Below are 14,002 nucleotides of genomic sequence, written 5' to 3'. Positions count from 1 at the left end.
AGCCCTCCTATCCTTAAAATAGGACATTTAACTTACACATGATCAGCTCGGTGCTTTTTAGTCGCTTCTATATCTACTTCATTTAGGTCTTTTGTAAAAATTACACCATAGTCTTTTTCAGCAGATTCAACGGACACTTTACCTTCTTTAAAATCCTTAAACACTTTTTCTATCGGACGTTCCATAGGATTTCCATAACCTCCTGCTCCAGGAGTAAATACAGTTATTAAATCGTCTTTTTGTAGACTTATATCTGATACTTTAGAGTTTAATTTTTCTTTTTCCTGATCAACTTTCTCTAACCAAAAACTACCTGGTGCGCCGTTTTTACCACCAGAAATACCCCAAGGAGAAAATACATGTCTTTCCCCTAATCCAGTATAATTCAAGTTGTCTCCCAACATTCTAAATTGTCTCTCTAATCCAAGACCACCTCTATGCAATCCGGGACCACCCGAATCCTCAGCGAATTTATATGTTTCTACCATAATAGGATACTCACGTTCTAACGCTTCGACAGGAAGGTTCGAAGTATTTGTCATGTGCACTTGGACTCCGCTTAATCCATCATTATTTTGGTGAGCACCCGATCCACCAGCAATGGTTTCCAAATAAACAAAATAATTATTTGTTTCAGGGTTAACTCCCGAGAATATTGCTGATGTTACCGAACTATTACATGCAGCGATAACACGTTCAGGTGTGGCTTTAGCCAATGCTCCAAAAATAACATCCGCAATTCTCTGTGCTGCATCAATTCGTACACCAACTGGTGCTGGTGCAGAGCAATTAACGATTGAATGATCTGGTGCTTTTACTTCTATTGTTCGGTAAATTCCTTCATTTGCGAAAATGGTTGGTCCTGCGATCGCTTTAAAGCAATAAAACACAGTAGTCAGTGTTCCTGATAATACTAAGTTTAATGGACCTTTTACTTGAGGACTAGAACCTTCAAAATCAACAATAGCCTTATCGTCTTTAATCGTTATTTTAACTTTAATAGGTACTGGTTTATTTAATTCAACCCCATCATCATCTAAATAATCTTCAAAGGAATATTCACCATCTGGTAAGTTTTTTATCCCTACACGCATCAGATTTTCTGCATACTTTAGTAATCCATCTGTATATGTAGAAAACATGTCTACTCCATATTTATTAATGACTTCTTTCATTCGCTTCGTACCTGCTTTATTACAGGAAATTTGTGCGAATAAGTCACCTTTTCTTTCTTCCGGAGTACGAGTATTATTTAAAATAAATTCAATCGATTCGTCTACTACCTCACCTTTACGGCAAATTTTAACTAAAGGAATTCGAATACCCTCTTGAAAAACACTCTCTGCATCAGCAGATGTACTACCTGGTACCTTACCTCCAATATCCGAATGGTGAGCAATATTAGCAACAAATGCGGCTATTTTTCCTTCTACAAAAACTGGTTCTACCATTGTGATGTCTGGGAGATGAGTACCACCACCAGTATACGGATCATTAGTTATAAACATATCCCCTGGTTCTATTGTATCAACAGGAAACTTCTTCAATATTTCCGTGACAACAGTTAACATGGAGCCCAGATGCATTGGAACATGCTCAGCCTGTGCGATCATGCGACCTTTACCGTCAAAAATAGCAGTAGAAGCATCTTTTCTTTCTTTTATATTTGTTGAATAAGCTGTCTTAACTAAAATAACACCCATTTCTTCAGCAACAGATAATATCAAATTCCCCATGATTTCTAGCGTTATTGGGCTAATTTCATTTTTCATTGTCATTCACCCCAGTCGATGCATTTATAATCAAGTTTTGATATGGGTCTACGGATGCAGTTTGTTCCGGCAAGATAAGAATTGTTGTATCCAACTGTTCTACGATTGCTGGTCCTATAATCTTATCTCCAACATTAAGTTCTGTTCGTTGGAAGATATCTGTTTCAAAATACTTTGGTTCATCCACTTCTGAAAAATAAACTTTCCTTTTTGTTTTGGAAGATATGACTTCTTCATCCTTACTCGTTTCTTTTCTAAAATTCACTTTCGGTATTTCTCCACAAGCTGTTAGACGGAAATTAACAAACTCAACCTGTGCTAACTTGTCGGAATACCCATACGTTTTCTCGTGAATCTCGTGGAATCTCTTAATTACTTTATCTATGTTTTCTTTTTCTAAATCTTTCAATTCAATAGGAACGGATAATTCATAGTTTTGCCCTTTAAAACGTACATCAACTGTACGTTGGAAAATTCTTTTTCCGGCTTCAATTTTTTCAGATTCTAATAGTTTGGTTCCCTCTTCCTCCATTTCTTTAAAGTGGTCTTGAATCTTTTGAAGATTGTGACCAGTCGGTTGGATTAATTCCGTTCTTACATAATCCGACTTAATATCTGTGACCAATAATCCCATAGAACTGAATGTTCCAGGAGATGGAGGTACAATTACAGTTGAGATATTTAATTCTTTAGCTAAAGAACCACAATGAAGACCTCCGCCACCTCCAAAGGAAACAAGGGAAAACTCATTAGGAGAATAGCCTTTCTCAACGGAAATTAACCGAACCCCACGGGTCATATTTGCATTCACGACAGAAAGTATACCACTCGCTGCCTCAATTAAAGAAAGGTTTGTCTTTTTACAAATATGTTCTTCAATCGCTCTTTTGGACGCTTCAACATCCAAGTCCATTTGTCCATTTAAAATTCCGTTAGGGTTAAGTCTTCCTAAAACTACATTCGCATCTGTTACAGTTGGTAATGTTCCCCCTCTGCCATATGCAGCTGGACCAGGAACAGCTCCAGCACTTTCAGGACCTACTTTTAGAGCCCCTCCTGCATCTAACCAAGCAATTGATCCTCCACCTGCACCATATGTATGAATATCTAACATTGGTATTCTTGCTGGGAACCCTTCTATTTCTCTATCCATTGAAATCTTCGGCTCTCCATCTTCAATCAAACTAAAATCAGCTGAAGTTCCACCCATATCAAAAGTAATTAAATCTTTATAACCTGTTAGTTCTGCGACATGTGAAGCAGCTACAACTCCTGCAGCTGGTCCCGATAAAGCAGTTTTTACAGGACTTGAAACAGACTCTTGAATAGAAATAATTCCACCGTTAGATTGAGTGATATATGGTTCAACAGGAATATTCTCCTTTTTAACAGAAGCTCTGAAGTTTTCCATATATGTTTGCATCACTGGACCTAAATACGCATTCATCGTTGTCGTAGTTAATCTTGGATATTCTCTAAATTCAGGAACAATTTGATGTGAAGCGGATACATATGCGGAAGGATAAAGCTTTTTAATTTCTTCCACAGCAATTTGCTCATGAATTGGATTATTAAATGAGAAAAGAAAACATACGGCAATTGACTTAATTCCCTTACTTTTAATCTCTTCAATAATCTTCCCTAGTTGTTTCCTATTAATTGGTGTTCTTACCGTTCCGTTTGAATACAATCTTTCTTCAACTTCAAATCTTAATTCACCAGAAATCATTGGTTCCGGCTTTTCCTGAAACAGATCATATAAACTAGGTCTTGTTTGACGAGCAATCTCCAATAAGTCTTTAAATCCTTCCGTTACTATGAGAGCCGTTTCCGCTCCCTTTCTTTCTATAAGTGCATTCGTTGCCACAGTAGTTCCATGGGCAAGATATGTCACTTGTCCATTCGGTATGCTATGTTTATCAAGTAAATCTCTTATTCCATTCATGATTGCTTTTGAAGGATCTTGAGGTGTAGAAGGTAATTTATGATTTTCTATATTTCCTGATGTTGGATCTACTAGTGTAACATCTGTAAAAGTTCCTCCTACATCAACACCTACCATATATCGCATGTTAACTCCTCCTTTTCAAGATTATAATTCATAGAAAACTTGGCTTATCGTCAAACCTTTATTGCGAAAACTAAAGTTCACTTACGACGCACAGGGTGCTAGTACAGGCGTTGTGACAATTCTTTACGGTTGGACGAATGAAAGTGCAGTGCTAAGAACAAGTAAGCACAGTCCCAGTTTTAGGATGTCGCGCTCTTTGACAGTGAACAAGTCAAGAAATTTTTATACTTTCTTAACTGTTGAAAAATCAACTCCCATTTTAAATACAATAGGAGTTGATTCCGCACACAAGTGTTTTTTAATATTCAACTTTATGCATATATCTTCTTGTATCTAACGGATGATTACGTTCTTTAGCAAATTCTCTTGAAAGTGCACGTAAAACATATAGATGAATTACAGATGCTACTTCACCGTGAATAGATTCATCTACTTTCGATAGGTCGAACTCCTTTGCATCCAAGATGAATGTTTTCTTCGCATATGTATTTAAGAACTTTAAAGCTCTATCTTCCATATATCTAGTTTCGTCCAAACCAAGGAGTAAAACAAACGGTGTATCTTTGTCTACAATTTCAAATGGACCGTGGAAAAACTCTCCAGCGTGGATAGCATGTGAATTAATCCATTGTGCTTCCATTAGGATACAGATAGCAAACGTATATGCAACACCAAAGTTACTGCCGCTAGCCATAGTATAGATCATTTTTTCATTTTGATATTTTTCAGCATACTCTGATGACCTTTGTGCATATGTTTCAATTGCTTTGTCTACTGTATATTGTAAATTAGGCAAACTTGATACTAAAGCATCATACTTTTCATGACCTTCTTTAATCTTTAATAATCCCAAAGTTAATTGAATAATTTGGATGTTTCTAGAATCAGCCGGATTTACTTGTGGACCATACTGATAATCGATTCTGTAATGAGATGCTTTTGCAAGCGGAGAATCAGCCTCATATGTAAATGATACAACAGTAGCACCTTTATCTCTTGCAAATTCTGCAGCCGCAGTAGTTTCTGGTGTATTTCCTAAGTGTGAAATAGCGATCACCAATGATTCTTCATCTAATTTAGCCGGATTGCGGTAGATAAACTCATTCGAATTATAAGCTTCTGCAGTCATTGTTTTAGAATCACGGTCAATAATGTATTTACTAGAATATGTTAACGCAGATGATCCCCCACATGCTACATAAAATACTCTCTTAATCGTTTTATTTTTTAGAGCTTCTAACGTCTTCTCAAGTGCTTCTTGTCCAGTATAATTTTTCAGCATTTTATTCCTCCTAAATAAAGTATATGTACTATAACATAGTATAACGTTATATAACGTAATAGTCAATTTTTTTCAAAAAAATTAATCTTCAGTTATTATTAGTGAAGACATTGACAATATAATGAAATTATCGGGGGTTCGAATTGTAAAAATAACCCCCACCAAACATTTAAATACTTTTTCGTTTCATATCTTTTACTTATTCTTTTACAGTAAAAGTAAATGTTACTTTTGATGCTAGAAATAGTGAATTAGATACATGAACAACTTCATCCTTTTTATCGAACGCTGTCTTTTTTAATAAATATAAAACTGAGTTTGCATCACATTCAAAAATCTCAGATTGCTCAGGATTCGATAGTTTTACGTCCAATGTTTTCTCAGCCTTAACGATCTCCACACCGTAATTTTCTCTTAATATTTTATATATTGATTGATTACTGCTTATGTATGTTTCTAAATTAGGAAATCGTGATATTGGATAGTGTGACGTTTCAATGATAAACGGCTTCCCGTTTATACTTAACAGTCTTTTCAATTCTAATATATCCTGGTCAGAGGATATTTTTAAAACATTGCATAACTCTTTAGTTGGCTTTTTAATTTGAGTTTCTAAAATTTGTGTACTAGGTTCTTTACCTGATTGAGTAGTAATATCTGAAAAACTTCCAATAGAAATTAATTCTCTCTCTATCTTGGATTCACTAACAAATGTTCCTTTTCCTTGTTTACGATAAAGTATCTTTTCATTAACTAAATCAGATATTGCCCTTCTTACCGTTATTCTACTAACACTATAATTTTCACATAATTCGATTTCTGTTGGTAATTGTTCTCCAATTTTATATTTTCCACTTTCAATATCCCCTATAATCACTTGCTTTAATTGATGATATAAAGGAATTTGACTAGCGCTATTCAACTTTTTCATCTATAACTAACCCTCCTAGGTATTTACACATCAATGTTATAACAGCACTACATATTTATCAATCTTCACAATATAAAAATTTAACTTTTCAGAAGTAATAAATAATTTTTAAAATTTAATTTATAAAGAGAGATGTTAATGTAGGTTATTTAAAAATTTTTCAACTAAGAAGGCTAGCATTATAGACAAAAACCACTTATTTTTCTATAGTAACCTCATCAAGAGTTATTCCAGACTGGAAAGATAAAAATCCTGGTAAATTTTTGAATCCCTCAACATCTTTAGACATTCCATAACTCTGTTCACGCCATGTTAAATACACAAATGGACTTAGTTCTAGAGCTCTTTCTATTAATTCGTCATAAATCTCTTCTCTTTTCTCATCATCTATTTCAGAACGACCTTTCATAAGCAATTCATCAATTTTTTCATCTTTAAAATAAGCAGAATTATTCAATCTTACTTCTCCACCAGTATAAAAATTACTTAACCAGTCTGCATCAGTAATATCACCTGATGTCCCTGCCACAATAAAGTCATAATCACCTTCAGTGTTTTTATTAATTCGTGTAGCCCAGTCGGGAAGGTCCAATTCTACCTCAATTCCTATTTTTTCTAGTTCTGACTTTACAGCTACTGCCGTCTGTTCATGAAATGTATATTGTGAAGTAGCCAATAGTCTTGCTTTAAAGCCATCAGGATAACCAGCCTCAGCTAACAATTCTTTTGCTTTTTCAATATTATGTTCGAAATAATTAGCGTATTCTTCTTTGTAACCCATATATCCTTCAGGAATCGCAATACCATAAATCCCTTCTCCACGACCACTGAATGCCGTGTTAATAATTGTATTTCTATCTATTGCATAAGAGATTGCCTGTCTTACCTTAGGATCATTAAACGGTTCAAACTTTGTGTTAAATTGCAATTTCATAAAAGGGCCATTTACACTGTCTAATTTAAGATTTGGATCATTTTCCATTGACTCAACATCTTTCCAAGGGACAGTTTCTATTAAATCTACATCTCCAGCTCTTAATGCATTACCTCTTGTATTCTCGTCCGTATAGAAGACAAACTTAATTTCATCTACTTTTGGTTTGTCTGGAATATAAAATTCGTCAAACTTTTCAACAGTGAATTCTTGTCCTTTTTTCCAATCAACAAATTTAAATGGACCTGCTCCCATAGGGTCTGCATTTTCGCCATTTTCTTCTATCCAACTTTTCGAAACAATGACTGACTCAGGGATAGCTAAGTAATGCAATAATGGTGCGGAAGGTTCAGTTAAATTAAACTCTACTGTTTTTTCATCCACTACTTCTACAGTATCGATTACAGATAATTCAGCTGCAAATGTAGCTTTACTTCCTGGTTCTAAAATTCTTTCGAATGTATACTTTACATCATCAGCGGTTACTGTATCACCATTGTGGAATTTTGCATCACGTAAATTGAATGTGTATGTAGTTCCATCCTCCGAGACTGAGTAATCTTCCGCCAGCTCTGGTTGTAATTCCCCATCTTTATTGTAATTAAATAACCCTCGATAGATCGCTAACTTAATTGTCCTTCCATGAGTTCCATTTTGTACAAGAGGATCCATCGTATCTGGCTCCGCAGCTAGTCCAAATTTTAAACTTCCTCCTGTTGGCGCAGCCCCACCATCTTGACCTTTATCTTTAGAGGAATTCGATGAACATGCATTAACAAGGACAATGATAGTTAATAAACTTATTATCAATAATAAATTCTTTTTTTTCATTTTTTCAACTCCTATTTTTAGATTTATAAGCTGGTTACTTAATTTTTAACTTTGGATCTAAAATATCTCTTAAGCTATCCCCTAATAAATTTATTGATAGAATCGTTAATCCTAGTAATAATGATGGCCAGATGACATACATTGGATAGGAAAAAATATAACCTCTAGCTTCTCCAATCATTTGTCCCCACGAAGGCTCTGGAGGGATTATTCCAAGACCAAGGAAACTTAGACCAGATTCCAAAAGGATTGCTGCTGCCATAGTTAAACTACATTGGATTATTAGTGGAGACAGTATGTTCGGAAATATAATTTTCAACAAAACTCGTAAACGAGAAGCGCCTAATAAAATTTCACTTTGTACATACTCCAACCCTTTCACTTGAATTGTAGAAGAATAAGCGAGACGTGCAAAATAAGGGATGTAAACAATTCCTATTATTATAATTAAGTTTTTTACTCCACCTCCCCAGAAACCTACAACGAGTAATGCTAAAAGGATAGGAGGAAAACTCAAAATGATATCAGCTCCTCTCATAATCAGTTTCTCGGGCAAGGATCTTAAATATCCGGCAATCATCCCTAATAAAGAACCAAAGAAAAATGCAATAAATGTCGCTCCTAAAGCAACAGTAATCGTAGGCCTAATACCTAAAAGCAATCTACTAAATATATCTCTCCCAAATTCATCAGTTCCCAATAGATTTTCTGAATCTGCTGGTTGAAGCACTTTATTAGAATTAATCTCTAATGGATCATATGGTGCAATCCAAGGACCAATTATAGAAATAGTTAAGATACTAATAAAAATTAATAAACAAACAACAAAAACTTTATTTTTTAATGTTCTTCTTAACAATTTTATCCCTCCTTTTGTTGTCAACTATTGTTTTCTAGTCCTGGGATCCATTACTCCATATAGAATTTCAACAAACAGATTAATTAAAATATACAATGTAGCTATTAATACAATTGACCCTTGAATTAATGGATAATCTCGATTATTAATCGATTGAATTAATAATGAGCTTAACCCAGGGTAGTTAAATAAATACTCAATTAACACCGTACCGCCTATAAGATTACCAAGCTCTAATCCTATCACTGTAATTACAGCGATAATTGCATTTCTGAAAGCATGTTTAAAAATAACCTTGTTTTCATTCAGCCCTTTTGCCCGCAACGTTTGTATAAAATCTTTATTTAATACTTCTAACATTGATGAACGAGTCATTCTCGCAATTGTAGAAGCTAGTGCAAGTGATAGAGTGAGTGCCGGCAAAGCCATTTTCTTCAGATGGTCAACTGGATCCTCAGAAAATGATACATATCCACTTGCAGGTAGCAAATTTAATTTAAAACTTAATAATAATATTAAAAATGTTCCGATAATATAAACTGGGAATGATATTCCTACTGCTGCAAGTGTGGACACAATCGAATCGGCTATACTTCCACGTTTAAGTGCTGCCGCAATACCAAGTGGTATCCCAATGAATGACGCGATCAACAATGCTAGGAAAGCCAGCTCTAATGTTTTAGGAAGTCTTTCCATTATACTTTCCGTTACATCCTCTCCAGTAAAGATAGACTGTCCAAAATCAAGTGTGGCAGCACTTTTCATCCAATCAAAATATTGTGAAACAAAGGGTTGATTTAAACCTAGAGTTTCTCTCATTTCTGCAACAGCTTCAGGATCTGCTCCTTTTTCTGTACCTAAAACTAAAACTGCTGGATCACCAGGCATAAATCTGATAGCGGAAAAAACAATACTAGCTACAATAATTACTTGAATAATAATAGTTATAATTCTTATGATTAGATCTCGTCCCAATGAAATCCCTCCTCCTTATAAAACTTTACTTTCCTTCATTAAGTCCGAATTAATAGAATAAAGATGGCATGCTACATTATGCCCTTCTTCTATTTCAGCTAATTCCGGTTCCTTTTCACGACAAACCGGCATTACAAAGGGACATCTTGTACAAAGATTACATCCTTTGGGAGGATTTACGGGACTTGGTATATCTCCTTTAAGCTCAATTGAAGCTTTCTCATATTCAGCATCTGGATCCGGAATTGGTATTGAAGATAGTAATGCTTTAGTATAGGGGTGTTTAGGATTTGTATATAATTCTTCCGCATCAGCTATTTCAACAATTTTACCTAGATACATGACTGCAATTCTATGACTTACATTTTTTATTACAGATAAATCATGTGAAATAAATAAATATGTAAGATTAAATTCTTTTTGAATATCATTTAGTAAATTTAATATTTGAGACTGGACTGATACATCCAGTGCAGAAACCGATTCATCACAAATAATAAATTTGGGATTAAGAGCAATAGCTCTAGCAATTCCAATTCTTTGTCTTTGTCCTCCAGAAAGTTCATGTGGGTATCTTGATAAAAATTTAGGATCTAGACCAACTTTTTCTATTAGTGCTTCTACTTTTTTTCGCTTATCTTCTCCTTTTGCAATTCCATGAATATCAAAGGAAGCACCTATTATATCTTCTATTTTCATTCGAGGATTTAATGATTCAAACGGGTTCTGAAAAACCATCTGAATCTTTTGTCTCTCTTTTCTTAAAGCTTTTCCTTTTAATTCAAGAAAATCTTGACCATCAAAAATAACTTCTCCCTCATCGGGTTCTATTAGTCTTGTTATCAATCTTGATAATGTACTCTTTCCACAACCTGATTCCCCGACAAGTCCAAATGTTTCGCCTTTTTTAATTTTAAGATTTACACCATCAACTGCTTTCACAAATTCTGTCGTTTTAGAAAATAAACTTTTTTTACTAATAGGGAAATGTTTTTTTATGTTGTTTATTTCCAAGATTATTTCATTGTTCACTACCACTCACCCTTTCATCGTCCATTAACCAGCAACGTACCTTTTGGTTCTTTTCGACATTAAAAGTTGGTGGTTCTTCTTTAAAGCAGTCCGTAAAAGCCTTCGAACATCTTGGGTTAAATTTACATCCTACAGGCATTTCGGTAATACTTGGAACAGATCCTTTAATACTATAAAATCTCTCACTCTTCTCATTTAACTTTGGTATAGACTTAAGTAATCCTTCAGTATATGGATGCTGTGGATTATTAAATATGGACTTTACATCCCCTTCTTCTACAATCCTTCCTGCATACATAACAGCAACCCGATCGGCAATTTCAGCAACCACACCTAAATCATGAGTAATAAACATAATACTTGTATTAAAATCCGTACGAATTTGCTTTAAAAGTTTAAGTATTTGAGATTGTACAGTTACATCTAAAGCCGTTGTCGGCTCGTCAGCAATAAGTAATTTGGGATCGCAAGAAAGCGCCATTGCAATCATCACCCTTTGACACATTCCACCTGATAATTCATATGGATAAGCGTTTACAATTGTATCTGGATGAGCAATCCCTACTTTTCTTAAAAGTTCTTTTGTTTTTTCCAATGCTTGTTCTTTAGTTACATCTTTTTTATGTGTTCTTATCGTTTCCACAATTTGATGACCACATGTGAATAGCGGATCTAGTGAGGACATAGCGTCTTGGAATATCATCGATACAGCGTTTCCTCTAATACCTGCCATTTCTTTTTTATTTAAATTTAATATATTTTGATCTTTAAACCATATTTCTCCCGAGGAAACGTTTGCAATGGAAGGTAATATTTGCATTATAGATAAGGATGTAATTGTTTTACCACTACCACTTTCCCCTACGATACACATTATTTCTCCCTGCTTAATACTAAGGTTTATATCATTGACTGCAGGAAAAAATCCATTCTCTGTCTTAAACTCTATCGTCAAATCTTGTATATCTAGCATATTTTGTTGCAAACTTTCTCCCTCCTGAACATAAACATCCTTTATATATTAACCGTTTACATTACAACATAAAAAGAATTAAGATATTATATAACGTTATATCATATCTTAATATCATATTCTGATTTAGTCAACATATTTTTATTTTCTTACTTTAAAAATATTTATAATATTACGATTAGAATAATGTAGTTTTTACTATTAAATCACTATTAGATAGATTGACGATTGTTTTTCTTCAATATAAATTTTAATAAAGATGTCTTTAAAACACTCTCATTTATTCCGGCCATTTCAAAGAGAATCCTAATAAGGAAATACAATTAAGCCAGCTCCGTTTTATCAAAGCTGGCTCTTTGGGTTAATTAGTTTTTCAAGCTTTTGCGAATTTTGCAGGTTCGATTCTTATCTGTTCAATTTGAAAAATTGCTATATCTAAGGTTCTATAAAACTGGATTTTACTCTCATTCAATCCCTAATTTCCTTAACTTTCTACTAATCGTTGATTGATTTACTTGTAAAACTTTTGCAATTTCTGTTGTATGCTGGTATTTTTCCTTTGCTAATTTAAGCAATTGCATCTCTGCTTTCTCTACACACTGTTTTAATGGAATAATTTCATTAACGGTTACGTCATCTTTTATTTTCCGCTCATTCCATATAGGGAAAAGCATAGCATCTAAATCTGTTTCATCAATTTGATCTTTTTCAGTCAGCACGATTAGCCTTTCTACTATGTTTTTTAATTCTCTAACATTTCCAGGCCAATGGTATTGCTGTAATAGATCAATCGCACGACTGGAAATCGTTTTCGTCAATCGATATTTTTCATTAAAAGAATGCATGAAATATTGTACAAGAGAGAGAATGTCTTCTTTCCTGTCTCTTAAAGGTGGAATATTAATAGGAATGACATTTAATCGATAATATAAGTCTTCACGAAAGTTCCCTTTCTTCACTTCTTCATATAAGTTACTGTTCGTTGCTGTTATAAGTCGAATATTAATTTTTACTTGTTTTGTACCTCCTACCCGAACAAAAGTATTCTCTTGCAAAACACGTAATAATTTTGTTTGTAGATTAAGAGGCATCTCACCAATTTCATCTAGAAATAATGTCCCTTCATTCGCTAACTCAAATAACCCTCTTTTTTGGTTCATTGCACCCGTAAAAGCCCCTTTTTCGTATCCAAACAATTCTGATTCAAGCAAGTTTTCTGGTATGGCTCCACAATTTATAGTTATAAATGGGTTTTCTGAACGGTCACTTGATTGATGAATATAATTAGCGATCACTTCTTTACCAACACCTGTTTCCCCATAAATAAGTACAGTTGAATCGACATCTTTTACTCGATGTGCTAAAGCAATTACTTTTTCCATTTCTATACTTTGGTAAATGATTTTCTCGTTTACTAACGTCTTATTTCTTAATTGTTCAAGCTCCTTTTTATAGCCTTCCATCAATTGCTTTGTCTCATCTAGTTTTGATTGTAACCGATCAATAGCGGTAATATCTCTAGATGCATTAACAACCCTAATAATCTCGCCATTCTCATCTTTTATCGGTGTACCTACAACCATTAATCTTCTGCCGGTACGAGTACTTTGAATAAGCGATACAGTTTCTTTTTTCTCTAACACGATTCGAGTTACTGAAGGGTTGTAGATCCCCATTCTCTCAAGTTCATATACACTTTTACCAATTAATTCTTCTTTCTTTTTCCCCCATAGTTTTTTACAAGCTGAACTTACACGCAAGGTTACCCCGTGCTGATCAGATACATAAATAACATCATAAGATATATCAAAAATTGCTTTTAAATCACGATTCAAATTTTTATACGAATCTAACTTCTTTAAGAATACTTCATAATACGTTTCCTCATTAAATAAATAGGAAGCTCCTACCAATTCTCCATTTGTATAATGAGGTGAAAAATTAAAAAACAGCTTGCTGTTTGCGTAATAAACTTCATTAAAAAAATGGGACTGCTCAGAAAGGCAGCGATTTCCTATTGCTGGGACAAACTCAAAAAGAGATTTACCTAAAATATTTTTCTTTTCACTATTCAGCAATTGTGCTCCTTTATCATTTATATATTGAACCATCCCATCCTTATCCGTCATAATAAAACCGGTACGTAAGGAATCCATTGCTGTATCAAGTAATACGGAAGAAATTTCATCCATTTAAATTACCTCCATTTAAAATGCAAAACCGCATAGAAATATATGCATTTACGCATAAATTCTTAGTTGTTATTCTATTATAAATTTAGAAAACATTCAACAAAGACTATGAATAAAGATTTTAAACCATCAGCAAATACTTGGCACGAT

The 14,002-nt window shown here is 34.0% G+C and carries 10 protein-coding genes; all 10 read right to left on the bottom strand.

From position 1 onward, the window contains the following. Positions 1-32 precede the first annotated feature (32 nt). Complete coding sequence (locus SPD48_RS05360; protein WP_336257051.1) at positions 33-1,772, bottom strand: hydantoinase B/oxoprolinase family protein; 1,740 nt, start codon at positions 1,770-1,772, stop codon at positions 33-35. Then, on the bottom strand, positions 1,762-3,843 hold the full coding sequence (locus SPD48_RS05355) for a hydantoinase/oxoprolinase family protein (RefSeq protein ID WP_336257050.1): 2,082 nt from the start codon (positions 3,841-3,843) through the stop codon (positions 1,762-1,764). Before SPD48_RS05355 ends, SPD48_RS05360 begins: the two co-directional genes overlap by 11 nt. A 298-nt stretch (positions 3,844-4,141) precedes the next feature. Continuing rightward, positions 4,142-5,125 (bottom strand): SIS domain-containing protein, encoded by a 984-nt coding sequence (locus tag SPD48_RS05350; protein WP_336257049.1) that lies wholly within the window; start codon positions 5,123-5,125, stop codon positions 4,142-4,144. A 199-nt stretch (positions 5,126-5,324) separates the two neighbouring features. Further along, positions 5,325-6,056 (bottom strand): GntR family transcriptional regulator, encoded by a 732-nt coding sequence (locus SPD48_RS05345; protein WP_336257048.1) that lies wholly within the window; start codon positions 6,054-6,056, stop codon positions 5,325-5,327. A gap of 196 nt (positions 6,057-6,252) precedes the next feature. Then, positions 6,253-7,821, bottom strand: a complete 1,569-nt coding sequence (locus tag SPD48_RS05340; RefSeq protein ID WP_336257047.1) for an ABC transporter substrate-binding protein — start codon at positions 7,819-7,821, stop codon at positions 6,253-6,255. A 34-nt stretch (positions 7,822-7,855) separates the two neighbouring features. Beyond that, on the bottom strand, positions 7,856-8,680 hold the full coding sequence (locus SPD48_RS05335) for an ABC transporter permease (protein WP_336257046.1): 825 nt from the start codon (positions 8,678-8,680) through the stop codon (positions 7,856-7,858). A gap of 24 nt (positions 8,681-8,704) precedes the next feature. Beyond that, positions 8,705-9,655 carry an ABC transporter permease gene (locus tag SPD48_RS05330; protein WP_336257045.1) on the bottom strand — a complete coding sequence of 317 codons (951 nt, stop codon included), beginning with the start codon at positions 9,653-9,655 and terminating at the stop codon, positions 8,705-8,707. A 15-nt stretch (positions 9,656-9,670) separates the two neighbouring features. Continuing rightward, positions 9,671-10,687 (bottom strand): ABC transporter ATP-binding protein, encoded by a 1,017-nt coding sequence (locus SPD48_RS05325; protein WP_336257044.1) that lies wholly within the window; start codon positions 10,685-10,687, stop codon positions 9,671-9,673. Further along, a complete protein-coding gene (locus tag SPD48_RS05320; RefSeq protein WP_336257043.1) occupies positions 10,677-11,672 on the bottom strand; it encodes an ABC transporter ATP-binding protein in 996 nt (331 codons plus the stop codon). Before SPD48_RS05320 ends, SPD48_RS05325 begins: the two co-directional genes overlap by 11 nt. A gap of 452 nt (positions 11,673-12,124) precedes the next feature. Continuing rightward, positions 12,125-13,852 (bottom strand): sigma-54 interaction domain-containing protein, encoded by a 1,728-nt coding sequence (locus SPD48_RS05315; protein WP_336257042.1) that lies wholly within the window; start codon positions 13,850-13,852, stop codon positions 12,125-12,127. Between the last annotated feature and the right edge of the window lie 150 nt (positions 13,853-14,002).

Source organism: Pseudogracilibacillus sp. SE30717A, assembly GCF_037071985.1.
Classification (GTDB): domain Bacteria; phylum Bacillota; class Bacilli; order Bacillales; family Amphibacillaceae; genus Pseudogracilibacillus.
This window is presented reverse-complemented; position numbering and strand designations above follow the sequence as displayed.

Excerpts from the sequence above, each read along its gene's own strand:
- SPD48_RS05360 (WP_336257051.1), bottom strand. The coding sequence starts at position 1,772 with ATGAAAAATGAAATTAGCCCAATAACGCTAGAAATCATGGGGAATTTG.
- SPD48_RS05355 (WP_336257050.1), bottom strand. The coding sequence starts at position 3,843 with ATGCGATATATGGTAGGTGTTGATGTAGGAGGAACTTTTACAGATGTT.
- SPD48_RS05350 (WP_336257049.1), bottom strand. The coding sequence starts at position 5,125 with ATGCTGAAAAATTATACTGGACAAGAAGCACTTGAGAAGACGTTAGAA.
- SPD48_RS05345 (WP_336257048.1), bottom strand. The coding sequence starts at position 6,056 with ATGAAAAAGTTGAATAGCGCTAGTCAAATTCCTTTATATCATCAATTA.
- SPD48_RS05340 (WP_336257047.1), bottom strand. The coding sequence starts at position 7,821 with ATGAAAAAAAAGAATTTATTATTGATAATAAGTTTATTAACTATCATT.
- SPD48_RS05315 (WP_336257042.1), bottom strand. The coding sequence starts at position 13,852 with ATGGATGAAATTTCTTCCGTATTACTTGATACAGCAATGGATTCCTTA.